16 protein-coding genes and 1 pseudogene are annotated in these 26,280 nt (G+C 51.5%); 1 reads left to right on the forward strand and 16 read right to left on the reverse strand.

Annotated elements, in window-relative coordinates; genetic code table 11:
- Positions 1 to 3: 3 nt before the first annotated feature.
- On the reverse strand, positions 4 to 2,835 hold the full coding sequence (locus ACE6ED_RS16205; RefSeq protein WP_410828312.1) for an extracellular solute-binding protein: 2,832 nt from the start codon (positions 2,833 to 2,835) through the stop codon (positions 4 to 6).
- A gap of 161 nt (positions 2,836 to 2,996) precedes the next feature.
- A complete protein-coding gene (locus ACE6ED_RS16210) occupies positions 2,997 to 4,388 on the reverse strand; it encodes an ABC transporter substrate-binding protein (protein ID WP_410828237.1) in 1,392 nt (463 codons plus the stop codon).
- Between the two features lie 240 nt (positions 4,389 to 4,628).
- On the opposite strand from ACE6ED_RS16210, the gene ACE6ED_RS16215 reads away from it, so the two are divergent.
- A complete protein-coding gene (locus ACE6ED_RS16215) occupies positions 4,629 to 5,414 on the forward strand; it encodes a helix-turn-helix transcriptional regulator (protein WP_410828238.1) in 786 nt (261 codons plus the stop codon).
- Positions 5,415 to 5,594: 180 nt separating this feature from the next.
- On the opposite strand, the pseudogene ACE6ED_RS16220 reads toward ACE6ED_RS16215, so the two are convergent.
- From ACE6ED_RS16220 to ACE6ED_RS16285, 14 genes and pseudogenes are all read right to left on the reverse strand, one after another.
- Positions 5,595 to 5,879, reverse strand: a pseudogene (locus ACE6ED_RS16220) (family 43 glycosylhydrolase); the annotation flags it as partial.
- On the reverse strand, positions 5,880 to 7,319 hold the full coding sequence (locus tag ACE6ED_RS16225) for a glycoside hydrolase family 43 protein (RefSeq protein ID WP_410828239.1): 1,440 nt from the start codon (positions 7,317 to 7,319) through the stop codon (positions 5,880 to 5,882).
- Positions 7,320 to 7,479: 160 nt separating this feature from the next.
- Positions 7,480 to 8,514: an endo-1,4-beta-xylanase gene (locus ACE6ED_RS16230; RefSeq protein WP_410828240.1), complete on the reverse strand. Its 1,035-nt coding sequence runs from the start codon at positions 8,512 to 8,514 to the stop codon at positions 7,480 to 7,482.
- A gap of 98 nt (positions 8,515 to 8,612) precedes the next feature.
- On the reverse strand, positions 8,613 to 10,145 hold the full coding sequence (locus ACE6ED_RS16235) for a response regulator transcription factor (RefSeq protein ID WP_410828241.1): 1,533 nt from the start codon (positions 10,143 to 10,145) through the stop codon (positions 8,613 to 8,615).
- Positions 10,138 to 11,946: a sensor histidine kinase gene (locus ACE6ED_RS16240; RefSeq protein WP_410828242.1), complete on the reverse strand. Its 1,809-nt coding sequence runs from the start codon at positions 11,944 to 11,946 to the stop codon at positions 10,138 to 10,140. Before ACE6ED_RS16240 ends, ACE6ED_RS16235 begins: the two co-directional genes overlap by 8 nt.
- 23 nt (positions 11,947 to 11,969) lie before the next feature.
- A complete protein-coding gene (locus tag ACE6ED_RS16245; RefSeq protein WP_410828243.1) occupies positions 11,970 to 13,493 on the reverse strand; it encodes a response regulator in 1,524 nt (507 codons plus the stop codon).
- A gap of 111 nt (positions 13,494 to 13,604) precedes the next feature.
- Positions 13,605 to 14,516 carry a carbohydrate ABC transporter permease gene (locus ACE6ED_RS16250; protein ID WP_410828244.1) on the reverse strand — a complete coding sequence of 304 codons (912 nt, stop codon included), beginning with the start codon at positions 14,514 to 14,516 and terminating at the stop codon, positions 13,605 to 13,607.
- 14 nt (positions 14,517 to 14,530) lie between these two features.
- Entirely contained in the window at positions 14,531 to 15,517 is a 987-nt protein-coding gene (locus ACE6ED_RS16255; protein ID WP_410828245.1) for an ABC transporter permease, read from the reverse strand.
- 82 nt (positions 15,518 to 15,599) lie between these two features.
- Positions 15,600 to 17,261, reverse strand: coding sequence for a type 2 periplasmic-binding domain-containing protein (locus ACE6ED_RS16260; protein ID WP_410828246.1), 1,662 nt, complete (start codon positions 17,259 to 17,261; stop codon positions 15,600 to 15,602).
- 226 nt (positions 17,262 to 17,487) lie between these two features.
- Positions 17,488 to 19,734 carry a glycoside hydrolase family 95 protein gene (locus ACE6ED_RS16265; RefSeq protein ID WP_410828247.1) on the reverse strand — a complete coding sequence of 749 codons (2,247 nt, stop codon included), beginning with the start codon at positions 19,732 to 19,734 and terminating at the stop codon, positions 17,488 to 17,490.
- 52 nt (positions 19,735 to 19,786) lie between these two features.
- Positions 19,787 to 21,889, reverse strand: coding sequence for a glycoside hydrolase family 36 protein (locus ACE6ED_RS16270; protein WP_410828248.1), 2,103 nt, complete (start codon positions 21,887 to 21,889; stop codon positions 19,787 to 19,789).
- 21 nt (positions 21,890 to 21,910) lie between these two features.
- Positions 21,911 to 22,621 (reverse strand): response regulator transcription factor, encoded by a 711-nt coding sequence (locus tag ACE6ED_RS16275; RefSeq protein ID WP_410828249.1) that lies wholly within the window; start codon positions 22,619 to 22,621, stop codon positions 21,911 to 21,913.
- An 81-nt stretch (positions 22,622 to 22,702) separates the two neighbouring features.
- Positions 22,703 to 24,268, reverse strand: coding sequence for an extracellular solute-binding protein (locus ACE6ED_RS16280; protein ID WP_410828250.1), 1,566 nt, complete (start codon positions 24,266 to 24,268; stop codon positions 22,703 to 22,705).
- A 217-nt stretch (positions 24,269 to 24,485) separates the two neighbouring features.
- On the reverse strand, positions 24,486 to 26,237 hold the full coding sequence (locus tag ACE6ED_RS16285) for a sensor histidine kinase (protein ID WP_410828251.1): 1,752 nt from the start codon (positions 26,235 to 26,237) through the stop codon (positions 24,486 to 24,488).
- Between the last annotated feature and the right edge of the window lie 43 nt (positions 26,238 to 26,280).

Raw genomic sequence — 26,280 nt, forward strand, 5'->3', positions numbered from 1 at the left:
AAACTAATACGGAAGTTTAAATTCTTTCCGCTTGATCTGAATCTCGTCGTTAATGTAGATCAGGTAATCGGACAAGGCTTCCCGCGGATTTTCATTGCCGTTCACCACTTTACGGAACGCGTTATCCAAATGTCGTCCGGTAAAATAACCGCCCGGCACCTGCGGATTCCCTTTCACCCACTGCCACTGGTTTTCCAGGTTTTTGTAGTCTTTGACCGGCCAGGGCAGCTCCTCCAGCGCCTCGATGTTAGCGGTCGGATAGCGGGCGGCGGCTCCCATCAGCCCTTCCATTTCGCGGCCGTACTGCACCTGGGTGGTTTTGTCCGTCCACCACTTCATGAATTCCCAAGCTGCCTCCTTGTCTTTGGCATTCTCAAGCATCATCACCGCGGTGGTCGCGCTGGCTACGCTGTGGTCCACGCTTCCGTCCGCTTGGGGTGTGCCGGGTACAATCGTAAACTCCCACAAGTTACGAATTTCCGGAGCCATTACGGTCAAACTGTTGTAGGTTGTATAGTCCGCAATCCCGATCGGCATTTCGCCTGTCCGGAACCGGTTAGGGAAATCGGCTTTCACAGGAAATTTATAGTTTGTATAGAACTGCGTCCATTTCTTGAACTCCTCCATGGCAACCTCGGAATCCAGCGCGCTTTTTTTCTGGTCGTCCGTGTACAGCTGCCCCCCGTTTTGGTACAGCAGCATGGTAAAAGCAGCGTTGGGCACCAGTGTGGCGTTGTTTAACGTGTCTTCAAGGGGCAGATAGAACTGCAGATTATGCTTTTGCAGATCGGAAATCATGTTATAAACATCCTGCCACGTCTTGGGCGGCTGCAGGTTCAACTCCGCCAGCACGTCCTTGCGGTAAAATAGCATCGGAAAGGTCTGCTGCTCAGGCAGCCCGTATACGCCTCCATTGTACCGGTAGGGTGTAAGCGCACTGCCGCGAAAACGGGCGGCAACTTCGTTAAAATCCGGGAACGCCGACAAATCCGCCGAAGCCTTACGCATGGCGTAGTTTACGGGAAGATCCTCCCCGATCTGCATAGCGACGTCCGGTCCTTCCCCCGCTAATGTCGCCGGAAGCAGAATCCCGGCGGGAACCAGCCGCAGCGAAACCGAAATATAGGTGTCCGGCGTAAACGTATCGTCGATCATGCTTTTCAGTACCTGCGCCTGGTCCCGGCCGGTTGAAATCCAGACGGTGATCGATTTTTGCTGTTGTTCAACGTTGCCGATACTGTCATAATCCTCGGTATAGGAAGCTAGATAAGCGCCAAGCTCATGTTTGGTCTTCTGCATAAATGTTGCTTCCGCACGGGGCAGCTCCCGGTCCGGTCCGGATACGATAATCGAATCCAGCGTCAGCGGCTGCTCCTGGACAGATAAAATCCATGTTCCAAGACCGCCGACGTTTGTTTTGAAAGAGGTCAGCCGTTTGGCAACCGTATCCGGATTTTCCGCCATATCCTCCAGCTGGTTCACCATAGAGTACAAAATGGACACCTTATCGCTTTTTTCTCCGGTCGCATCCAGCAGATAATCGCCAACGCTTTGCAGAATGCCGGCTTGCTCCTTGAACACTTTGGTCATCTCTGGAATCCGCTTATCGAGCTGGTAATCGCGGAGCGGGTCGGGATTGCTTGAAGTGATCGCCAAAATATTGCGGTACATTTCGTTTAGGGACAGCACGCTGGATTGGACGGTCCGCAGCAGCGGCGCGATATCGCCAAGCGTCACGGTTAGCCGCAGCGTATGGGTTCCTTCCGTTAAATGAAACAGGTACGGCTCCTCCCCGCCAAGCACCGCCATCTTCCAGTCCGGGCTGTAATTGAAGCGTAGCTGCTTCATTTCCGCAAACGGGGTTTTGCCGTCAATGGTCAAACTGCGGTTGGCATACACGCCGCGGAGCTGATTTTGCTTCTCTTTTAAAGCAATCCGGTACAGACCTTCCTTGGGCACCTCAAGCTTCCATTCGATCCATTGCCCAGGCAGCTTCCAGTTTACACCGCCAATCGTATTGATCCGGATCTTCGAAACATCGTACGGAACCACGGTTGGACTGGACCGGTCGGACAAGGGATACAGCGTTGGGGATGATTTGGCCGACGCCTCTTCCGCCTGCACCTCAATATAAGCGTCACCTGCTGGCTGAAACCCTAGGGCTTCATAATCCCGCTTCACTTCCGTATATGGCTGGACGGTTTCATCCTGGAACAGCTCCAGGTAATCAATCGCCATCGGTTCACGCAAAGCCGTTAAGGACAGATGCTGGACTCCTGCTTCCAGGTAAAAAGAATAAGGTTCCTCGTAATAACCTTCGCTGTCTTTGAAAACCGCGGTTTGCCAAACCGGCTTCTCCACCTGTCTGGGACGCAGATCGTTTCCCCGGTCATCCCGCTTGATTTCGGCGTCGCGGTTTCCCCATACCCTGTCAAACAGCAAGGAATCCGCGCCCTTAAACGGCGTCTCCCCGTTAATGAAAAACGCCCGCTCGATGGAAGAGCTTTTGCCCTCGATGGGATAGTAGTGAATCCGGATGTTGTACAGACCCGCTTCTTTGACCGGCACATCCCAGCCGATACTTCCCGTTTCAGGGGTGATGACGGCTGCGCCTTCCAGTCCTTCCAGCCGTGCTTTGACTTCAAAAGGTCCCCCTTCACTCCGGGAATAATCTTCTCCTTCGATCCGCAGCTCCATATTCGGCCGGTCCGCATTCGCATAGTTGTTCAAATACTCGCCGTAGCCGCCTTCCGTCCATCCGCCGTCTGCCTCCACAAACTTGCTATCACGGGCCGAATCGGAATAAACGGGAGAACCCGGGGGCGTCCCTAACATGAAGGACATCATCACCAGCGTGATGCACAGTGCAAGCAGTAAAATCCTGTTTCGAATCTTCAACGTTCTCCTCTCCTTAAGCAGCCGGTCTTATTCAGAAGAACAGTCCGCCGGTTAGTACAAAGCAGCTAACCGGGGACTGTTAACGGAAAGGCAATCGGTTATTTTTTGTAAATCGCATCCACCGATGCCTGCACCTTTGCTTTGTACTTTTGGATGACAGTGGAAGCCGATACGCCTTGATTCAGCTCGTCGAGCATTTCATAATACGGCAGCGTGCTGAAGGTGTTATATTCGGTCAATCGCATCCCCTGCTCCGCAATTCGTGCATTATTGATGTCCTCTTCGTTGTCGTACGTGCTTTCCAGTGAAGCTTGGGTCGGGTAATCATAGATGGACTCGATATCGTTGATTTTCTCCCAGATGTACAGCAGCCTTTCGGGATGCTCGACTTTTTTCGGGATCGTCAAATACTGCATGCCGGACTCCACACCGTGGTATTCGGTAGCATTGGGACCTTTAGGGAAAGGAACAAAGCCGATATCGTAATCCTTCATATCCTCCTTGATTCCGCTTGCTTCGTAACCTGCTCCAACGAACATCAGCGTATTGCCCTGCCGGAAAAATTGGGAAGGTTCCGTCCAATCGCCGCCTTCCGTTGGTCTCGCTACCTTCTCGGCCCCCATACGCGAAATGAATTTGAATACTTCAACCGTTTTGGGATCGTCCAGATTTTGTTTGTCCTCCAAAGTGAGATCCGTTTCGTTCGAGGCGAGCGCGTGGTTTAACACGCTGGAGGAAGCGAGGCCCCAAGTGTCGAGTTTCCCGTCATTGTTCGTATCCTTGTTGGCTTCTTTGGCAACCTGGATGAAGGTGTCCCAAGTCCAGTTATTTTCATCGACGTACTCCTGCAGCGGCTTCATCCCGAGCTGCTTCATCAGCGTCCGGTTATAAAAGACTCCTGTGATCAAATAGCCGGCATTTTCCGAAAACCCGTAGCCTTTGCCGTTATACTGGGAAAATTCTTTGGTGATTTTTGGGTCGAAAGCGTTTTCGTTTTTGGTGTACTCATCAACCGGCCAGAACAAATCCTGCTTGGTCAAGGCCGGGATCATATAAGCTTTGCCCATCCGGACAATATCGCCAAGCGGTTCGCCAGCGACCAGGGAAGCAACCACCTTTTTCTGATATTCCCCGTAGTCCAGAGCAACGTATTCGACTTTAAAATTGTGCTTTTTCATCAGCTCGTCCAGATTCTTTTTCCGTTGGATATTATCCGGATTGTCTTCCGGAATCGTCATATCCCACCATGACACAATCTTGATTGTTTTCCCGCCCATATCAAAATCCATTTCAGGCGTTGCGTTGCTTACTTCCGCGCCTGCCGAAGCGGAAGGGCTGGCTTCCCCCGCCGGCGCGCTTGACGGAGCCGCCGGTTTGGCTGTTGCCCCGGTTCCGGCTGCGTTTCCTCCGCCGGAACCGCCGCTGCATGCAGACGTTACGGCAACCAACAGCAGGCTGATGAATAATGACATGACCTTTTTGACTCGCATAATGTGCCCCCTTCAATGAATGACTTACCTCGAAAGTTTAGCGCTTACATTTCGGTGCAACAACCTGCCGGATTTTAGCTGTTTACCCGCCCGATTATGGGTCGCCAGCAGCGGCGCAGGCTTGCGGAGCGCTAATTTTTGATCTGGTAAATACTTGGTTCCCCCCTCAATAAATGCACATTGCCGCCGCTCGCTATGTTGCACATAATAATATCAAGTCGATGTAATTGAGGTGATATTTTGGAAAGCGAGGTCCTTCTCTTGTACAACGTCCTGAGTGTTGAGCCCAATCTACATTCGAATGAAACTTCGTATTTGTCCAATGAAGCCATGCCGGGTTTCCGCGTCCACGCCCGGGTCGATTATTCCTGCGACATCCCGGGGCTCCTTCATAAAGAAGCCATCTCTTTGCTGCTGGTTCTGATTCGAGGCGCGCACGAGCCGGGGATCCGCTTATGCGAGCGGGTCCGTTCGGTGAGTCAGGTGCCGATCATTTTGGTAGGCGGCAGCGGGGATTTTAAGCTGGCGAGGAAGGCGCTAAGTTTAAATGTAAGCGATTACCTGCCTGATCCGGTCACACCGATGGAGCTGAATCACAGTCTGAAGGCAGTAAAACGGAAGCTGGACTCTATGAAATCCAGGCCGACCGCTGCAGCTACTGCGGTCAAAGAAATACGGATGGAACAGGAACGGTGTTCCTGCCCCATCATCCGCGCAATGAAGCAATACGTCCAAGAGCAGATGGACCGGAACCTGACTTTGAAGCAGATTGCGGACCATTTGAATTTTAACTGTGCTTATTTGGGGCAAAAGTTTAAGCAGCACGAAAACATGTCATTTAATGAATATTTGCTGCGGCAGCGGATGGAGCGGGCCAAGCAGCTGCTCGAAACGACAGACATGAAAATCTATGAAATTGCCGCAGCGGTCGGCTATACGGAAATCGACTGGTTTTACAAAAAATTCAGAGCTTACACGGGAGCTAGCGCCAACGAGTACCGCAAACAATGTTTGGTTACGGCGTAGCTAAATCCGTCCCACACAGCAAAAAACAGCCGTGCCTAAACGCACAGCTGTTTTCGTTAGTTTTTATTACAGAAGCTCTTTGGTAACCCGAAAATCATCCCAATCCGCAGAGAGACACGCGTACCCTCAATCGCGCTGCTTTCAACCGTCTCCTCCCGCCCGCCGCCTCCGTTGACACACATGGAAACGCAGCGATGCGGCCCATGATCCTTTTCCGTAAATCCCCTTTCCGTCCTGCAGCCGGTGAGCTGCATTGTCTTCCAGCGTCTCATATACATAATTGACGATATCCCAATCACACAGATTCACCGGTTTCATGATCGGACACCCGGGCATCGAATGCATACTGGTGCTGACCATGTAAAAAACACTCCCGACCCGGATGATATCCGGGTCAGGAACATCGGCCCACAGGATGGGATTTCGAATGAGGGCTGTGGTCACAGACTCACTCTCCTTTTTCATTTAGGCCTCGTTTCGTCTGCCGAACTTCCAGGAACCCAGCTTGAACAGTGGACCGTCAGCGTTCCCCCTAAACACCAAATACAGGTGATGAACCCCTGCTGCCGAAGCAACTTCGGTTGTCCGTTCTTCCCAAGTCTCTGCTTCGCCCGAACCGGAAACCGCCAATTCGCCGATCCATGTTCCCGCAGGATCATCCAACCGCAGTTCGATCGAGCCGCCTTCCTTCAGGCCTGCAACTGCAGCGGAGAAGAAGCCGGGGCCCTCGCTGCCAAAATCGACGTTTGAGCATGCAATCCAGTCACCGTTGCCGATCTCCACAATGACGCTTTCGCCCGCCTTGTCGCCCGCCTCCGTTTTCACTCCGGCGCTCCAGCTCATCGTTGCAGGAAGAACTGCACGGTACGGGTCCAGCGCTTTAATGGGACGGACCCCTTCATAATCTGCATGGATCGGTTCAATTAAGCCGTCTTCCCGCATAGTCACCTTGTTCAGATGCGTTGACCGGTAGCCGTTCGCAATTCCTTCCGCCTTGGACAGGGTCTGGGCGTGATAGGCGATGTACCACTCCTCCTGAAACTGAAAAATCGCATGATGATTATTTCCGGATACGCCAAAGAAATGACCGGGGTTTTTAAGAATCGTTCCTTGATATGTCCACGGACCCATCGGACCGCTGCTGGTCATATAAGCGATTTCACCGGCCGGAGGGCTTCCTTCAGGCCGTTCTCCGGAATAGAAGTTGGAACAGTAAGTATAGTAATAGGTCCCGCCCAGTTTATGAATCCCCGAATCCTCAAACATAAAAGGAGCCGGAATGGCCTCCGCTGTGCCGATTACGCTGACCATATCATCCCCAAGCTGCATCACCCGTGCCGTTCCAGGTTCCGCATAACGATCCTCGGGAACCCCGCCGCCAAAATAAATGTAGCCTTTTCCGTCATCATCAACCAGTACTGCCGGGTCGAACAGCCAAGTCACATCTTCCACGCCTGGCGTAGAACGCAAAATCAGCGCTTGGCCAATCGGGTCAACCCACGGCCCCACCGGACTGTCGCTCGTCAACACACCGATACCGCTGGCATTATTGGCAAAATACAAAAAGAACTTATCCTGCCCATCCATCACTTTATGTACGGCCGCCGGCGCCCAGGATTGAGTGGCCCACACCGCCGCGCCTTCCGGACCTGCGGCCGCAATTTCGCCGTGATCGGTCCAGTTCACCAAATCTTCGGAGGAAATGACCGTAATTTTATTGATTTTGCTGTAGGTGTTTTCTTTGATGTTTCCCTCTTCGTCATATTCCGGTTTGTCAGCGGTCATGTACAGGTAAACCCGTCCCTCAAAAACCAAAGCGTATGGGTCCGCCCCGTATTTGTGGGAAACCAGCGGATTTCCGCCGGGTGGAACCTTTCCGACTGCGCTGCTGATCTGAAACGTCATTTTCTGTTCTCCTCTCCATTCTTTTGCGGCAAAAAAAGGCGCGTATGTGCCCCTCACGCTCATTAAGCAGTTTAATGCCAGTTACTGTAACCGCTTACCTGTTGCGCAAGAATACGGCTGCACACGGCTGTGCATCCTTAACGCGCCTATAACATTGTATCTACCAACCTTGGTTCGCCCGACTCTCCTCCGCCAGTTTAACGACACGGTGAAACGAAGCTTTGGGTTTCATCTGTTCGTCAAACAAAAAAGGCCAGTTTTTACGTCCGCGGACCGGAAAATCATCCAGCCAGGTATAATTATCGGCCACTCCCCAGAAGGTGACCGAATCGATGACGTTTTGGTACTCCAGCAGCAGGGCGAATATTTCGGCATACCGCTGCTCCTGCAGCTTCAGCATCTCATCCGTGGGGGATTTCAGGTCCGTACGCCGGTCGTCAAACTGGAACATAGATACATCCAGCTCGGTCACATGGATTCGGACGCCTAATGAAGCGTAACGTTCAATTGCATCCCGGATTTCTTCCGCCGGGGGACCATAAAGGCTCCAGTGGCCCTGCATGCCGATTCCGTGTATCGGGACATTCCGGTCCAGCAGCCCGTGTACGAGACTGTAGATTTTTTCCCTTTTGCCAGGCTGGGTTTCGTTGTAATCGTTGTAGAACAGCAGCGCTTCAGGATCTGCCCGATGGGCCGCATGAAAGGCATGGTCAATAAAATCCTCCCCGGCAATTTGCAGCCATTTGGACTCGCGGAAAAACAGATCGGCTTTATCTTCAATCGCTTCGTTTACCACATCCCAAGCATAAGCCTGCCCCCGGTATCTTCCGACCACTGCTTCAATATGCTGCCGCATACGGTCCAACAGCTGTTCCCTCGAACACACGCCCCCGGTAGCATCCCGGAACATCCAATCGCCGGTCTGATTATGCCACAGCAGCGTGTGTCCCCTGACTCCAATACGGTTGGTTTTCGCAAACTCAAACATCCGGTCCGCCGCCTCAAAGGTATACACACCCTCACGCGGTTGAATCTCCTCGGGTTTCATCTCATTTTCCGCCGTAATGCTGCTGTAGTGTTCCGCCACAAACTCCCCTTGACTAGCCAAGAGGCCTGTGCTGACGGCCGCTCCGACCCGGAACGCGTCTTGAAAGACTTCCTTCAGCGAAGGAACGCCTTGTTCCCGCAAAACCATCCTATTCCCTCCCATGCTGGACTTTATTTTTATACGTCAAACTCCATGATAAAGCTTTTGTATGCGTTTTCCATAACCAAATTCAACGAATCTACCCCTCAACTTTTTACTTTTGCCTCCCTGCGGTAGTCAACCGGCTTTAGATGGACACGTTTCTCAAATTCTCTTAAAAAATGGTGATAATGCGCGTACCCGACGGATTCAGCAATGCTGCGGACGGTTTCATCGCTATCGGCCAGCCGCTGTTTCGCCTCTTCAATCCGCAAGTTGTGAAGATACTCCAGAATACTGATGCCGTGCTTTTTTATGAAAGCTTGGCCCAGGTATACCGGATGGATATAAAGCTGCTCCGCGATTTCTTTGACGGTTAAGGTCTGCTTGTAGTGTTCCTTTAAAAAATATTCGATCCGGACTAACGGATGCTCCGAACCGCGTTCCTTATGCTGTCTGATCTGCTCGATGCACTGGCTTAACAGCCTGCGAAGGGACTCTTCCAGCGCGGTCAGCGACTTGGGCCCGGCCTTGAACCACTGCTGAACCTCTCCCCAGAGCTTGGCTGAACCGCCGTATTCCCCCAGCAGCTCCATGGCTTTCAGCATGATATCGATACCCGTCGTACGTACGATTTCGGGTTCGGTCCGGTTTTGTTTGAACCATTCAAACAGCTCCGTTAACCGTTCCGCCATCTTCTCCTCCTGCAGCCGTTCCACCGAACCCAGCAGTTCCTCCGTCCAATTCTCCGAAGGAAGCTGCCTGCAGCCCGGCTCCCGGCGGATCTCCCGGGTACTGTCAATCGGCCCGCCAGGCTCGGAATAAAACTGCTGTCTTTCGGCTGCTTCCGCCGCTATCAGGTAAGACACGGGCAGTTCACGTAAAGACTGCACACCAGGCCCGATACTAACAGTTCCTTTTTTCCCGTTCTGGAGCGTTTCCGTAAATAAACGGCCTGCAAGCTCCGGGATGGCCGGGGAGCTCTCCATCACAATTCCCGCCTGGCCGCCAGGCAAATCGATATAAAGCGTGCTTGACCGGTCTCCCCATTTTTGGCATAGCTCCGAAATATTTTTGCGCACAGAAAATGCGAGATTATCAATATGAATATAGGTCCAGCCGGAGGCTGTCTCATCAAGCTGATCCATCAGTGCAGCAATATCGCCTTCGGGTTCCGTCAGCTTCCCCTCCAGCATTCGGGCAATCGTTATGGGGAGAAGACGGCTCCCGAGCATCTGCTGCTGAATGTTCGTTTTTGTCCGGGCTTCCAGTTCACCGGCTACCGTTCTGAGGGCCGAATCCCATTCCTCATCCATCACGGGTTTCAGCAGATAATGTCTGACCCCATACCGCAGCGCGGTGCGCGCATATTCAAATTCGCCGTAACCGCTGAGCACTATAAACACCGGCTGATGGATGTCCATCTTCCGGACAAGCTTGATGAGCTCCAATCCGTCAATAACCGGCATGCGGATATCGGTGACCACTACATCAGGCGAATAGGCCGTGACCGCCTGCAGCGCATCCTCCCCGTTATCGCAAGCCGCACACACCGTGAACCCCAGTTCGTCCCAGTCTGTCAGGTGAAGTAATCCGTCCATAGCAACCGATTCGTCGTCTGCCAACACCACTTTATACATAAAATTCCCCCATCCTTGGAGCCTGCGCCAGTTCAGTCGGAATGTGAATAGTAATTCTTGTGTGCTCGTTTTCTATACTTTCTATGGTGAATTTGGCCTTGGCCTCATAACAGAGCTTCAGCCGCTTATACACATTGCGCAGTCCGATGTTTTTGCCGCTTCCTTCCTCCGAATGCAAATGGCGTTCGATCCACTCCAGTTTTGCCTGATCCATCCCCGTTCCGTTGTCCGTCACCATAATCGTCAGCCATTTCGGGTTTACGGAAACCGACACATGGATGACTCTCGCTCCTTTGACCGTTTGCAGTCCATGTTTGCAGGCATTTTCGACCAGCGCCTGGATGCTCATTTTGGGAATCAGGCAGGCAAGCGCGGCCGGATCCACATCGATCCGGTAAGTAAAACGTTCCTGAAACCGGAACTTTTCAATTTGCAAATACATTTCGATAAACGAAATTTCATCTTCAACGGTAACCAGATCTCCCTTCCGCCCAAGGAGTCTCCGCAGGATAAGCGCCATATTTTTGATTACATCGGTTACCTGGTCGTATCCGTTTCTTTTGCAGATCACCAGGATGGCGTTAAGGGTATTAAACAGGAAATGCGGATCCACTTGGCTCTGCAGATCATTTAGCTCCGCCCGGACCCGTTCGAGCTCCAGGTCCTTTTTTTGAATTTCAAGCTTATAGACGTCGTTTATCAGATTGCGCATTTTTTCCGCCATTAAATTGAAGCTGCGGATCAGTCCGCCAATTTCGTCTCTGCCTTCATACATATGGATTTTCTCGAATTGTTCAAATTTCACCAGCTTCATATGTTTATACAGAAGCCTTACTCTTAGATTATAGGACCGTAAAATAATGACGGTCAGAACCGTCGGAATGATAGTGGTCACCAGTGCCAGGATAAGCGCAAAACGGACTACGCGCTTCAGCTGATGATCGCTGGCCCTTTGTTCCGGCGCCGCAACCATTTTCCAGCCTTGAATAAAACTCGCTTGGCCTAGAGAACGGACAATCTCCTTGCCTGCCTCTTTATTGTCCCGGTAAGGCTGCAGCAGGACGTTTTTGTCGCTTGAGGAAAAAGTCTGTTCCGAAGCGAGAACAACACGGTTTTGCTTATCGACCAGCTGAATCTGTAAATAGTCCCGTTCTTTATCGAGCAGCTCCTGCACGCTGCCTAACTGCAAATCGATTCTCAGGTAGTTATTGAATGCTTGCCCCGGCCGGTCCAGCCTGCGCACGAGGCTTACATAAATTTCATTTTGATTCGGGTACAGCGAATTTTTCCCCACATAAGAGGTCAGCAGTACTTTATCACCGGATTCCGTGATTCTGCGGTACCACTCGCTGCGTTTATCGCTGTCCGTAAGCGAAAAATAACTGTTCCCGCTCTGAATCGTCGGGTTGCTGGTGTAAATCCCCAGCCAATGAATATAGGAATGCAGGTTGCTGTACTGCCGCAGCTTATCCCTTAAAACGTTATTGTAAGCATCGTAGTAGCTTTCATAGTCCGGGTATACCGCATTGATCATTTCGGACAGTGACTGATCGGCCGCGACCGTATTGCTGATTGCCACACACTCATTAATGATCTGCATCAAGTCGTACACCGCCCGGTCCATCGAGATCTCCAGGTTCTGCTCTTCGCGTGTTTCCGCGTTTCGGGTATTTTGGACGTAGAACAGGACGTTAAACGTCAGGATCGGGATAAGTATGCATAACAAATAGATAAATAGAAATTTGTACTTCAGGGGGATATCGTTTACGATAGCCGACGGTTTTTTGTTTTTTGCCTTCATCCTTTCACTCCGCTCCTAAAGCCTCAGCCTTTTTTGTACACAGACGGCGAGATGCCGTTTAGCGATTTGAATTTGGAAGTAAACAAATCAGCATCCGAATAACCGACGAGCTGGGCGACATCGTAAATCGGCAGTTCGGTTCTGCGAAGCAGCTTTTTGGCCTGCTCGATCCGGGTCGAATGAAGCAGCTCGTTAAAGGATTTTCCGGTGAGCTTCTTGATCCGCTGGCCTAAATACGCGGAATTGACATGGAGCTGACGGGCGATATCCTGCAGTTTAAGCTTCTCGCTATAATGCGTCTCGATATAGCCAACCGCGGCGGCAACAACCGGGTCATCAAGTTCAGGGGCGGCTTCCGCGAACCATTCCGCAGCTTCACTTAACTCCGCCAGCGTCTGCTGTTCAAGCTGCGGCAGCAGGCAGGTGTCGGCCTTGTGTGCAAACCACTTGTCTTCCCATTTGGCCGCATCTCCCCCTTTGGCCGCGATTTCCCGGAGCAGATTCGTTTTTATATTCGTTAAATAGGCTTCGACCCAAGCCTTCGAGGTGATGTCCGCAAAAAAATGGAAAACACTTTTTAGCTGCCCCTGAAGATGTTTAACGTCGCCTTCTGTGACGGCCTGGTATATCGACCTTTTTAATTCTGCCGGCAGCTCGGCCAGCTGGTTTTCACTTTGCTCCACGTATTGGCGGATGGTCCGTTGATCCGTGTGAGGGCGGCACAGCTCCGCCTTAAGCGCCTCTTGATAGGCTGTATGCAGCCGGCCTGTTCCGGTTTGCTCGCTGCTTACCGAATAGGTAACCGACCGGGGATACCGTCCCCGCACCTCATTTATCCAGCGTTCCGCCATCCGGTGAGGGATCCGCGCTTTTGCCGGTGAGACCAGCAGGAATCCTTGTTTGCCCAGGCCGGCGTCAAACGGAAAGGCCTTCACAGAGCAACCGGCGGCGTGGTCTTCTATGTTCAGCAGAAAGAGCTCAAGCGGATCCGGCACATCCGCTGTAATTCCATGAATCAGCACGCAGCAGAAACGCGAATCCGGGTTGATCCCCAGCGAGCTCAGCGCTTCATCCATTTCTGCCTGGGCATCCATTCGCATCAGAATGCGGGTTACCCGTTCATTTAATACCATGGCGGATAACGCAGATTGGCGTTTGAAGCGCTCTCTGGCTGCGCTGATGTCGGAAACAACAGCCTGGACAGCCCGAACGAGTTCTGTTTCGTCCAGCGGCTTGGTCAAATAATTGGAGACTCCGTATTTTAAAGCTCTTCTGGCATAATCGAAGTCGGCATACCCGCTAAAAATAATAAATTTGGGGCGGGAATCGCTTTCAGAAAATCGTTCGATCAGATCTAATCCGTCGATGACCGGCATTCGGACATCCGTGATGACGAGATCAGGCCGGCTGGCCTGTATCAGCCGTTCCGCATCCTCCCCGTCCAGCGCTTCGCCGCAAATTTCAAACCCCAAGGTATTCCAGTCTACCAGATAGCGGAGTCCTTCAAGCATCAGAGGCTCATCATCGGCAAATAACACTTTCAGCATGTCTTGTCCTCCCCATTCCACGGAATGTTGCAGCTGACGGTATAACGGGAGAAACCGCTTCGGCTCCAGCCAAAACGGTCCTCGGTATTACTTGTTATAGGTACACCCGGTTTATTCTTTTACACTTCCAAGATTTAACCCTACCACAAAATACTTTTGCAGGAAAGGATAGACAAACAGGATCGGCATGGCTGTGACAATGGTAATCGCCGCGCGGATGGAAGCGGGCGTTACCATCGCCTGCACCTGATCAGCCTGATTGCCCGCCAGCATGGACGGATCGTTATTGGTGCTCATCGTGGAACCGAGCAGCTTCATCATTTCATACTGCAAAGAGCTAAGCCGTATATCCGAAGAAGCATACAAAAACGTATCAAACCAGGCGTTCCAGGACCCGACGGCGATAAACAAGGCAACGGTGGCCAAGACGGGGGTGCAGAGCGGAAAAATAATTTTCCAGAAGATTCTGAAATCTCCCGCGCCGTCAATTTTGGCCGATTCAACTAAACTTCCTGGAAGGGAGCGGATATAAGTCCGGATTACAATCAGGTTAAACGCACTGACCAGAGCCGGCAAAATATACACCAGAAAGTTGTTGCGCAGCCCCAATTCCTTGATGAGGAAGTAGTTGGGGATCAGCCCCGCGTTAAAATACATGGTCAATATAAACAGCATACTGATGGTTTTCCGGAAGATATACTGCGGTTGGGCGAGCGTATAAGCAAGCATGGTGGTTAAAAACACGCCCAGCACGGTAGACAGGATCGTACGGGAAACCGAGATAAAAGCGGCGTGATAAATGGTGCCTGACACAAATACGGCTTTATAGTTCTCCAGGGTCCAGACCCGGGGCCAAACAAATATCCCCCCTACCAGCGCATCATTTCCGTCATTAAACGAGATTGCCAGGGTGTGGAGGAACGGATAAAGGGTAACTACAACCACAAAGAGCATAAATACCGTATTCAGCGTATGAAAGATTGCGGGCTCCAAACGGGTTGCAGGCTTGTTCACAGCTTTCATTGCAGTTTCCTCCTCTATACCAACCGCTCTTCGCCGAGGCGTTTCGCGATGTTGTTAGCGACTAAAACAAGGATTACGCTGACGACGGTTTTGAAAATCCCGGCCGCCGTTGCCAGGGAGTAATTCCCCATCGAAATGCCATACTTGAGCACAAAGATGTCGATCGTTTGCGACCAGTCGATCACAAGACCGTTGCCAAGCAGATACTGCACTTCAAAACCCGCATCCAGGATGTGCCCGATATTCATGATCAGCAGAATCACAAAAGTGGCTTTAATCCCAGGGAGCGTTACATAACGCATTTTCTTCAAGCGCGACGCTCCGTCGATCGAAGCGGCTTCGTATAGAGAAGGGTCAATCGAGGTGATGGCTGCCAAATAGATAATGGTATTCCACCCTACCTCTTTCCACACATTGGCGGCTCCTACAATCCCCCAAAAATATTTCCCTTCACTTAACCACATGATCGGTTCATCAATTAGATGGAGCTTCATGAGGATAACATTCACAATCCCGTCATCGACGGACAGTGAAGTGGCCACGATTCCCGCGGCAATGACCCAGGACAAAAAGTGAGGCAGATATGAGATGGTCTGGACAGTGCGTTTGAACACCTTGACCTTAATTTCATTAATCAGCAGAGCCAACACGATTGCTGTAACGAAACCCAGAACCAGATTGATAAAGCTCATCGCAATCGTATTGCGCAAAACAAGCATGAAGGTATCATCCTGAAACAGAAAGCGGAACTGCTGAAGCCCTACCCACTCCTGTTTGGCAAACGAAACGGCCGGACGGTAGTTTTGGAACGCCATCAGCCAACCCCAAACGGGAACATAGTTAAAGATAATCAAATAAATGGCGATCGGTACGGACATAAAAATTAGCTGTTTTTGCGCTTTAATCGTCTTCCAGCTTAAACTGACGCCAATTTCGGGGTCGATTCTGCGTTTTTTCGGTTTTTTTTCTTTGACCTTCTGAGCCAATACAGTATCAGACATGGTTTTCCCTCCTGTACACCTTCCGGCTGGGCTTTATGGGTGAGGAGCGGGACCGCGTCCCGCTCCTCCTGCCGTCTCCCGCTTACTTGACGCTCCAGTTCTCAATCCGCCACTGAATTTGTTCGTTCATCCGGTCTTCATACGCTTTGATGTCCAGCTTGTGAATCTCGTTTACATATTCCGTCCAGGTTTGCTCAAATTCTCCCGGGTTCGCCATAATTACTTTAGGCAAATATTTCACCTGGAGATCATTCAGCTTGGACTGGGCCATCTGCGCCGCCGATCCGTCTTTCAATACGATGGAATAGGCCGGGAAGTAGACCGGATTCTCTTTAGGTTCTTTGAAGAATTCAGACCATGTCTTCTTGTTATACGCTTTCAAAATCTCCTGATCGTAAGGCTTCAGACTGTCGTAAAATTCTTGCGGCTGTGTTCCGGGATCGGCCGCATTACCGTCGCTGTAGGTCCCTTGGATCTTCGGCATGTAGCCGTGCATGGTTTTGATCTTGTTGGCCAGCTGCCAGCTCGTGTTGTCCGCATTTTTGCGTTGTTCTGGCGTCCGGTAAAACATTCCTTTGTCGTCCACTTCGTAATCCTCGCCTTTAATGCCCCACTGGATGACTTTCTGCCAATCCTCCGTGATCATTTTGTCCCAGAACTTGATGATCCGGACCGGATCTTTGGCGTTGACCGAGATGCCGAACCCGCGGTTGGTTCCTACTGCGCCCCGGTCGCGGTACCATTCTTCGGCTCCCGGATAGAGCAGCGGAAACCCGATATACGTATTTTCAATTTTGCCTTGAGATATCAGCGAATTTTCGGCGTCCCCGAAGTTCCAGTGCTGGTCAAACATCCCGATGACCTTGCCGCTGGAGATTTTGGCCAGATACTGGTCGTAGTTCTGTACAAACGCTTCTTTATCCAATAAGCCTTGGGCGTTGATTTCATTTAGCTTTTTGTAATAGGTTTTAGAAATCTCTTTGTCGGCAAAAATTTGCGCTTTGTTATTGTCGACAACAACCGCGCCGTCGTTGGGATGACCGGATAAATGCTCAGGCGCGTTTTGCAGCGGGAATACTCTCCAGTCAAAGTTCAGTGTTTCAAAACCAATCATGTCCGGATGTTTTTCCTTGTATTTCGCAATAATATCGAAATATTCGTCCAGCGTTTTCGGCGTAGGATAACCCATTTCTTTCAACACGGCTTTTTGCAGCCAAAAGCCAGGGCCTTGATAGGTCGGTTCGGTAATCCGTCCTTGATATACCCCGTAACTGGGCAGGACGTAGAGATGTCCGTCACTTTCATCTTTGATTTGGTTCCAGACAGCGGCGTAATGCTTTTTCAGGTTCGGCGCATGTTCTTCAATCAAGTCTTCAAGCGGAATAAAAGCCTTGGCGTTAATGAGCTTGTCATCCCCGGACATAATATCCGGATAGTCTCCGCCGGCGATCATCACTCCAAGCTTTTGCTGCAGGTCGCCGACCAGGAATTCCATATTGAAGCTGACACCGGTCTCATCCTTAATTTTTTTCAGGATTTTGTTGTCGGCGGTTGGCTGTTGTCCGGGCCCGTTCATAAAGACGGAAAACGTAACCGGTGCGTTAGGGTCATTTGCAGCTGCCCCTTCTTTTCCTCCGCTGCCCGCGGAGTTGTTACTGTTTGAACTACAGCCGGACAATACCATGGACAAAGCAATAATACCGGCCGCGGCCCCTTTCGCCAAACGTCTTGCTGTTTTCTGCATGATGCTGTGCCTCCCTTTTTTTACTGGCTGCTCGTCAGGTGTTCAACCTTGGTGATAGTTAAAGTATACCGTCTGAGAATGCGCTTACAATTCATAAAACAAAGGTCTTTCCCCCATAAATTTGAGTTGGTGAAGCGGACGTTTTTGTCATCATCATCAAAAAAAGCCGCCCGATTCCAGCATCGGACGGCCCGGCATAATTCAGCTTAGGGTGTGGCTCATTCCTTTACTTGAAAAATGTGTAGGATTGCCCGGCCTCTCCTTCAAACCCTACAGGCCCGAGTCCTGGCGCTTCTAAGCGGCAGGGACCGGAAACGGCGCAGGTCACGGTGACCCGCTGTACCTGTTTGGATTCCCAGTCAAACGCCACGGTAAAACCGCCGCGCGCCTTCAGCCCTTTGACACTGCCTTCACTCCAGTCATCGGAGACAGCCGGCAGCAGCCGGAGGATTCCGCCGTGGCTTTGCAGCAGCATCTCCGTGATGCCGGCCGTTCCTCCAAAGTTGCCGTCGATTTGAAACGGAGGATGGTTGTCAAAAAGATTGGGCAGCGTCGAATGCGCGAGCAGCGCTTTTACATTCTCGTATGCTTTGGCTCCATCCTGAAGCCTGGACCAAAAGTTGATGATCCAGGCGCGGCTCCAGCCGGTATGGCCGCCGCCATTAGCCAGCCTGCGTTCCAAAGTCGTCCGGGCCGCTTCCGCCAGCTCCGGCGTATGCTCCAGACTGATGCTTTCGCCCGGGTAAAGGGCAAACAGATGAGAGATGTGCCGGTGGCCCGGCTCAAGCTCCTCGTAATCTTCCATCCATTCCTGAATTTGTCCGTAGCGGCCGATTTGCGGTTTAGGCAGCCGTTTCAGTGCCGCGGCAAGTTCACCTCGAAACTCCTCTTCTATTTCGAGGATTTCCGAGCTGTGGATACAAGCCTGAAACAAGGCATCAATGATCTGGAAGTCCATGGACGCTCCCGCACAAAATACCCCCGTTTCCCCGTTTGGAAGCCGGTAGCTGTTCTCGGGCGACACGGACGGGCAGGTGACGAGGCGGCCTTCCCCGTCTTCGATCAAGTAATCCAGCAGGAATACCGCCGCCTCTTTCATCGTCTCAAAGGCTCGCGCCAAAAAATAACGGTCCTGCGTATATTGGTAATGCTCCCACAAGTGCAGACATAACCAGGCGGCGCCCATGGGCCAAAAGGAAGCTGGAAGATAGGTATCCTGAGGCGCCGTATCCGCCCAAATATCCGTATTATGATGCGCAGTGAACCCCCGGCAGCCATACATGACCTTGGCCGTAACCCGGCCGGGCTCCCGCATCCGTTCGATCAACTCAAACAGCGGCTCGTGGCATTCGGCCAAGTTGGCGTTTTCAGCCGGCCAGTAATTCATTTGCGCATTGATATTGATGGTATATTTGCTATCCCATGCCGGGGTAAAGCTGTCGTTCCAGATTCCCTGAAGATTTGCGGGCAGGGAGCCGGGACGGCTGGAGGAAATCAGCAGATAACGGCCGAACTGATAATAATCAGCGATCAATCCGGCATCCTCTCCGCCCTTGCGCACAAGCGCCAGCCGCTCGCCTGTCGGCAGTTTACTTAATTCCGCTGATTCCGGAAGCTTCAACTCGACCCGTGCATATAACGACCGGTAGTTCGCAATATGCCGTTCCAGCAGCTCCGAATAAGACATCTGGCTTAAAGCGTCCAACCGCCGTTTGACCTCAAGCCCCGGATCGGGATGCCGGAAGGTTGTTCCGGCGGCAAGCGTAAGCGTAACCGCATCGGCTTCGTTCACCAGCAAATATTCACCCAATGTACGGACTTCGCCTGCTTCCGCGTCTGCTTTTACCGCGGCACAAAAGGTACTGCCGCCTTCTCCGCCGCAGTCGCCCCGCATCACCAGCCCATTGCGGCCCCATTTCCGCGTGTTTTCCAGATAGCGCCAATTGTGCCTGTTAAACCGGGCTTTAAACGAAATAGCCCGCTTCTTATCGGCGGTGATCCGGATGACAAGCGCCTGGTCCGGATAGCTTGCAAACAGCTCCCTCGTGTACCGCACCTCTCCGATCCGGTAACTAACCCGGGAGACGCCGTGCTCCAGGTCCAGCTCCCGGACATAATCTTCGGCCGGCAGATCGTGACCGGCGAACGACAACAGCAGGTCGCCTAGAGGCAGGTAGTGGCGCTGCGATTCCGGGAGCCCCGACATGGCCATCGCCGCCAGCTCTTCCGCCTCCCGGAGCTTTCCCTCCAGGATCAGCTTGCGGATCCGGGGCAGGTTCGGCAGCGCATCTTCATTATTGCGGTCGCGCGGACCGCCGTACCATACGGAATCTTCGTTAAGCGACAGCTTCTCCTCGGCGGTTCTGCCATAAATCATCGCTCCCAGCCTGCCGTTTCCGATCGGCAGCGCTTCGTTCCATTCAGCCGCAGGCTCTGCGTACCATAACCGGCGGGGATGTGTAGTGTGATTCATAATTTCCTCCATTCCATTGACGAAGAAATTTAATTCTCGGCCTGCCAGCTTCTCAGCCCATGTTCTCAAGTAAAACACAGACAGCCGAAAACGGTCTATGCAATCCGATACAAAATTGGTCTTGTTCCAGGTTGATCCCGATATCTGTATCTGAAAAGATTTCAACAATCTTATAGGTTCCACAGTCAAGGGGAAGGGGCAATGTTATGCTTTCTTTAGCGCCGCCAAAGGTGTGAACCACCGCCAGAATGAAGGATTGGTCTTTGGATGTGCGCATGATCCCCTGCCACCCTTTGGGGTGCCGGTAACTGCGCACGGAAGTCCCGTATCTGCTGGTTGTGCCTTCTTTAATGATTGGGGCAGCTTTGTTATAGAAGGCGATCGCCTTGTCTATCACTCCCCACTGCTCCGCGCTTAACTCATGAATATCGCCGGACAAGCACATTCTCCCCAACATCGTCCCGGCCAGCGAATACACCATGCGCTGCGGAGTGTCCGTTTTCCTGAGCACGGCCCAAATCTGGCTATGCCGGGGCAGAATCACACGGTGAAGATTAGCGGCGATGATCGGGATTTCTACGCATTCATGCGCGTCGGAGAACGATGACATGCTTGTAAGCCCAACCATGGACGGTTCCAGCCGGTGTCCGCCGGAGGCGCAGTTTTCAATCACGATTCCAGGCACCTCCCGCCGGAGCAATCTGAAAAAATCCTGCACCGCCTGCATTTGCTGCCGCAATCCTTCCCCAAGCGATTCCGCCCCGTCGCAGCCGATTCCCAAACTATCGTTATAATCCACTTTTAAATAGCCAATACGATGGGTGGTTAACAAGTCGATCACCTTGTCTTTTAGATAACGAATGACATGCGGATCACGGAAATCCCAGAAGCGCCGGTCTCCGCTTGTGATTGGCAGACCGTCCCGCTTCAACAGATGATCCGTCCGGTGAAACGCCGTAGACGCCGCGCCGCACACTTCCAGCTCGAACCAGATGCCGGGGATCATGCCGCACTGCCGGATGTGCTCCAGCACAGGGCCCAGGCCATCGGGAAAATCCTGTGCGCTGACCTCCCAATCCCCCATGCTTGTAAACCAATTTGCCCCTTTGCTCCTATACCAGCCGCAGTCAATGACCAGATAACGAATGCCTTTGTCTTTGAGCCGTTCCGCAATTGCATAGAGACTCGCAGCCGACGGCGACCCCCAAGAGGTACAAAACTCGTTAAAAACAACCGGCAGATCCTCTTCCGGTTCGGGACCGCCTATAAGGGAGCGCTTCTGTATTTCCGTCAGCCGGTCCGCCGCAGCGTCCACTCCCCCAACCGCGGCCGTGAGATAAGCGCGCGGAGTTTGGAACGACTCTCCAGGCCCGATATTTTTGGTCCAATGGCCAAACTCCCTGTCGGCCAGTCCGCCGGATAGAAACAGAGCGTTGTCCCTTCTACCGACTTCGATCTGCCAGGACGCGGGGTGGGCAATCTGTACCCCCCAGGTAACCCCGGCGCGGACATCCTCCAAAAAAGCCATTGGAAAAAATCCTCTTGCCGGCATCGATCCGACTTGTCCAAACCTTATGCCTCTAGCCGCATGAGGCGCCCAGGCTGGTTCAAGGTTCAGCTCTTCAATCGTGCTGGAGGTTAACCGCCCTTCGGCGGACCAGGAGCTGAGAATCCGATGGAGAACTAACGACTCCGGCCCTTCGTCCTCCGCAAACGGGGTCAAACCCGTTAATGAGAAAGAAGAGATCATTTCGGCAGTAAGAGCCGATGCGCCGCAATTCCTGACCACTGTAAACGATTCCAAGGCCCCAAAACCCCGATACCAGACCAAATGATGTTCTATTCTGCTTGCTTCCCGGCTGCGCCAGACCGATACAATCTCAGTACAGGTTTTATTGTCTATCCTCAACTGCTCTTCAAACCGCAAAGTGTCCGTAGTTGCGCTGCCCCGCATGGAGTGGCCGTGCGCAAAGCCGCCGGGGTACGCATCGCCAACCCATTTTAGCTGCACCAAAGGATCGGCCTTGTAGTTTTTATCGCATACCTCAGCGATTTTGGACAAAGGAAACAAGACCAAGCCAAGCTGCCCGGTCTGGCTGTCTTTGACATAACGTGCGACCATATCGCCGAAGTGATAATCTTTCCAGATCCCCATCTCCACGCTCCTTCTCTCAGGCTATTGTTCGCTTTTCCGGTAAGCCCCCGGCGTGGTCCCCGTATATTTCTTAAATACCTTTGTAAAATAATGCTTATTGTCATAACCGACCTGCCGCCCGATAGTGCTTACGGGAAGCTCGCTACCCGACATTAACAGCTCTTGTGCCGCCTGAATCCGCAGCATATTCAGATAATTGATAAAGGTATGGCCGGTTTCTTTTTTAAACAAGCTGCTGATGTAGTTCGGGTGAAGATTCATTTGGTCCGACAGCTGGTCCAGCGACAGGTCTTTTCTAAAATGGATTTGCATGTAGGTGAGGATACGTCTGGCATGATGGGAATACTCCGAATCGGATTCATCCGGCAGTTCTTCCCGTACGCGACCGAGCAGGGAAGCGATTTCACCCTTATCGATCGGTTTCAGCAGATAGTCCACCACCCCGGTACGAAGAGCTCTGCGCACATATTCGAACTCATCGTAACCAGTCAGGATGATAAAACGCTCGCACCACCCGCCTTGTCTGGTTTCCTCGATCAGCTCAAATCCATTTTTCTCCGGCATATTCAGGTCCGTTATCGTCACATCTGGCAGATAATCCTTCATTAGGTCAAGCGCTTCATAGGCATTGGAGGCTTCGCGGACCTCGGTTCCCAGCGGCGCCACTTCCCTGATAATTTTGACCAGCCCGTTCAGGATTAACGGCTCATCGTCAACAGTTAATACCTTCACCTTACACCCCATCCTTTTATGAGCGAACGTATACAGATAAAGTTCGATAGAGGCACAGCGGCCCCTATCGAACTTCTCGTTTTACTTGAATAAGTCCTTCTTTTTCTGATAGATTTCATTGGCCCAATCCACAAGCTGCTGAAGCCCGAGATTTTCTGCGTTTTTAATCATCGTTTCATAATTGGCCACCGCCTCTTCTTCCGACTCGGCCAAATAGATTTTTACTTTTTCATTTTTCACCATTTCATCAATTTTGGTTTTGATCGTCTTTTCACTGGAATCCGGCTGGGTTTGAATCAGGCCGATTTCCGGCTTATAGACCGTAACTTCCTTTCGTTCCATCAAAGCTTGCGTTTTCTGCGTGCCCGGAACATATCCCTGCAGGCCTTCCATCACTCCGTCGTTGTATAAATACCACCATTTGATTCCGTTGCTGTTAATAAAGTCGGCATCCGAAGGGTCGTATTTCAGTTCCGGGTATCCCTCTTCATTCCATGTCCAGTGCTCGCCTTCGACGCCGAACATCGTCAGCTTTTTCCCTTCATCGCTTGCCAGGTACTGCAGGAGCTTAATGGATGCTTCAGGGTCTTTGTTTTTCTTGGTGATAAAGGTGCCGGCAAAACCGAGTCCCGTGCTGACAATTTTGGTCTTTTCCGATAATGCGCTTGGCAGCATTTTAAAGGTGTAGCTGTCCCCATTGTTTTTGGATTTAATATTATCCATATCTCCTACACTGACAGTATGGCTGTGTGCAAACGCTTTGCCGCTTAATGCGTATTGATCGTCGATCTGATCATTGGTGTACGCGAAGTTCTCTCCCAAAATATATCCGTTGCGGTACAGGCTGTTCATAAATTTGAAGAACTCCAGCATCTCCGGCTGTCTGATCGCGTAATCAATTTTCCCGTCCCGCTCATACCATCCGTCCAGGAGGGCTTCCACCCCAAGCTGCTGCAGAAAATATTGTTCAATCCAGTCTTTGTCCATAATGAGCGGTACCATCTCAGGATACTTTTCTTTAACCATACCCAAAATCTTTACGAAATCGTCCAGCGATTGCAGGGGGGGATTGCCGAGCTCTTTCAGGAGATCTTCTCTTACCGCGATACCGGGGTTGCCGTCGCTTCCAATCGCATATTTGTTCTGGCTCATTTCCTCTTGGGTTGCAAACGAATTTCGGATGGTATAAAAATTCCCGTCATCCATGGTATGAATCGCAATTCTTGTATCATCGATTTTAAAATCCGGCGCATATTTTTCGATTAGCTCATTCCAAGGATAAGACAGCTTTGAATCCGACATCCGGTCAATATTCGAGTAGGTGAATACCAGATCCGGGAGATCTCCGGAAGAGATCATTAACGGGAGCTGCTTGTCGTCCGTGGCGACCGTTACCTTAAGCTTTACCCCCGTCTTTTCGGTAATTTTTTCGGCGACAGGTCCCTTCCATTCCTTAACCGGATACCACGAGGCGTCAATAAACAAGGAGAGCTCCTTTATTTTCCCGTCGTCCGCCGAGGTCTGATTATCCGCTCCAGCTCCTTCGCTTTGATTCGTGTTTTGACTCCCGCAGGCCGATAACAGCGCCATCAGCATCACAACCGCCAGCAGCAGCAGCCGTGCTTTTTTGCCTCTGTTTCTATACATAGAACCCCTCCATTAGTAATTGGTTTATATTAAAGCAGGAGCTTTAATATCGGTAAACGGATGATGTGAACAAGTCTGAAGTCTGGCCAACCGGCTTAAGTCATGACCTATACCGTTTGCACTGCAACCGTTGTTGTGTATGCGCTTACGTCCTTCTGTATATAGCTTAATCCTCCGCGCAGGTCCCGCGTAAGCTAACATCCTTAAGAAAGCGTTGTCATTTCTTAATATCCTTTGGCACAATGAGAGTAAGACAGGTTCCGCGGCCTTGGGTGCTATCCAACACTAATTTCGCCCCGCCGCCAAAATAGGATCTGATTCTTTCGCTGACATTGAACAGACCGACGCCTCCCTCGCTTTCTTCAGCGGAAGGGGCAGCTGCGGGTCCCTTGGCCAGCCTGGTACGTAGGAGCTGCAGTTTTTCTTCCGGAATCCCCATTCCGGTGTCCGTTATTGTAATGCGTATTTCATCCGCGTCTTCGGCTTCGGCTGCTTGAAGTTTGATATGGACAGGCCGGAGCGTAGAGGAAGCCCCGTGAATGATACTGTTTTCGACCAACGGCTGCAAAATAAACCGCGGACACGGGATCCGCTCCGCATCGGCGGCAATGTCGATTTCATAAGTCAGCCGGTTTTGCAGCCTCATTTTATGAATGTTCAGGTAAAACACAACCGTTTCGATTTCACGGGCAAGCACCGTTTCATCTTCCTTTGAAGATAAGCTGTAACGCATCAGTTTTCCGAACCAATAAGAAATATCCGCTACCTCTTTGTCATTGTTGGACTCGGCAAGCATTCGAATCGTCTCCAGCGTGTTGTAAAGGAAATGCGGTTTGATCTGTGCCTGGAGCACTTTGTAGGCCGCTTCTTTGTTTCGCAGCTCCGCACGGTGCACATTGTTGATCAGCTCGTCCATACGTTGAATCATCGAGTTGTAGGTCGCCGTCAAAAAGCCGATTTCATCCTGGCGGTTCGGTTTGTCATGCTTGCTGATATACTGCTTCATGTTGTTGTCGTTCAGGTTGCGCATATGTCTGGCAAGACGCAAAATGCGTTTGGCGAGGGTAGAAGCAAGCGCATAATAAGCGAAGGACATGGCGGCCAAAAGGATCACAATCATGGAGATCATAATCATTCCCTTGCGTTTTACCGTATGGAACACCTCGTCCGCTTTCCCGATCACCGCAATCCGGGCGTCAAGCTCTTCGATATCCAGTTGATTTACAATCCTATTCCGGTTGGCAAAATAAGGCCGCTTATCGTCTGCGGCAAGCTGCGCCAAAGCTTGTTCTTCCTTTCGTTGCCCCGGATCCGCCAAGGCCGGCGGCATGCCTCGTTTAGGCAGCAGCATAGCGGTCCAGTTCCCCTCGCTTCCGGTCGCCTTGTAAAAGCGCTGGATCAGGCCGCTGTTGATCTGCAGTTCAAGCAATCCAATCCTTTCGGTGTAATCGGGATTATACAGGTTTTGATAAAAGATGAGCGGAGGCGGCTCGGCTTCATGATCGGCGATCATCCACCTTCCATGACCTGGTTTTAAATCCCGGGCGATCTCCGCCCCCTCTCGCGGAAGAGCTGAAATATCGAGGAACCGGTCCGTAATCGGGAGCGCCTGCTGCTTTATTTTGTAAATCCGAAAGCTCTCAATCTCCGGATTGGTGAACAGCGAATTGTTGATAAGCGGGCTGATATAGCGGTTGTAGGTATAAATGCTCTCCGAGTCTGAGGAATACCTGCCTTCCAGATAATCGGTCAGATAGGGGTTGTACTGCAGCAGCCGTTGAATGGAACTGATTCGTACCAGATCCGCCTTCATATTTGCATAAGCCTGTTCCAGGATGTTTTGCCGGCTTTCCACGAACTGCTGGGTCAGATTTCCGTAGATTTGAATGTAGTAGTAGTACCCGAATGTAACAACCGGGATAAAAATCAGGATCACATACCCTAATATAATTTTGCGTACTATGCTCATGGTCGAGACCCCCTGCCGCCAATTTATACCTTTTAAAGTAACA

Source organism: Paenibacillus nanchangensis (assembly GCF_046543445.1).
Taxonomy (GTDB): Bacteria; Bacillota; Bacilli; order Paenibacillales; family Paenibacillaceae; genus Paenibacillus_AQ; species Paenibacillus_AQ nanchangensis.

Excerpts from the sequence above, each read along its gene's own strand:
- ACE6ED_RS16205 (WP_410828312.1), bottom strand. The coding sequence starts at position 2,835 with ATGTTAGGGACGCCCCCGGGTTCTCCCGTTTATTCCGATTCGGCCCGT.
- ACE6ED_RS16210 (WP_410828237.1), bottom strand. The coding sequence starts at position 4,388 with ATGCGAGTCAAAAAGGTCATGTCATTATTCATCAGCCTGCTGTTGGTT.
- ACE6ED_RS16225 (WP_410828239.1), bottom strand. The coding sequence starts at position 7,319 with ATGACGTTTCAGATCAGCAGCGCAGTCGGAAAGGTTCCACCCGGCGGA.
- ACE6ED_RS16230 (WP_410828240.1), bottom strand. The coding sequence starts at position 8,514 with ATGGTTTTGCGGGAACAAGGCGTTCCTTCGCTGAAGGAAGTCTTTCAA.
- ACE6ED_RS16235 (WP_410828241.1), bottom strand. The coding sequence starts at position 10,145 with ATGTATAAAGTGGTGTTGGCAGACGACGAATCGGTTGCTATGGACGGA.
- ACE6ED_RS16240 (WP_410828242.1), bottom strand. The coding sequence starts at position 11,946 with ATGAAGGCAAAAAACAAAAAACCGTCGGCTATCGTAAACGATATCCCC.
- ACE6ED_RS16245 (WP_410828243.1), bottom strand. The coding sequence starts at position 13,493 with ATGCTGAAAGTGTTATTTGCCGATGATGAGCCTCTGATGCTTGAAGGA.
- ACE6ED_RS16250 (WP_410828244.1), bottom strand. The coding sequence starts at position 14,516 with ATGAAAGCTGTGAACAAGCCTGCAACCCGTTTGGAGCCCGCAATCTTT.
- ACE6ED_RS16255 (WP_410828245.1), bottom strand. The coding sequence starts at position 15,517 with ATGTCTGATACTGTATTGGCTCAGAAGGTCAAAGAAAAAAAACCGAAA.
- ACE6ED_RS16260 (WP_410828246.1), bottom strand. The coding sequence starts at position 17,261 with ATGCAGAAAACAGCAAGACGTTTGGCGAAAGGGGCCGCGGCCGGTATT.
- ACE6ED_RS16265 (WP_410828247.1), bottom strand. The coding sequence starts at position 19,734 with ATGAATCACACTACACATCCCCGCCGGTTATGGTACGCAGAGCCTGCG.
- ACE6ED_RS16270 (WP_410828248.1), bottom strand. The coding sequence starts at position 21,889 with ATGGGGATCTGGAAAGATTATCACTTCGGCGATATGGTCGCACGTTAT.
- ACE6ED_RS16280 (WP_410828250.1), bottom strand. The coding sequence starts at position 24,268 with ATGTATAGAAACAGAGGCAAAAAAGCACGGCTGCTGCTGCTGGCGGTT.
- ACE6ED_RS16285 (WP_410828251.1), bottom strand. The coding sequence starts at position 26,237 with ATGAGCATAGTACGCAAAATTATATTAGGGTATGTGATCCTGATTTTT.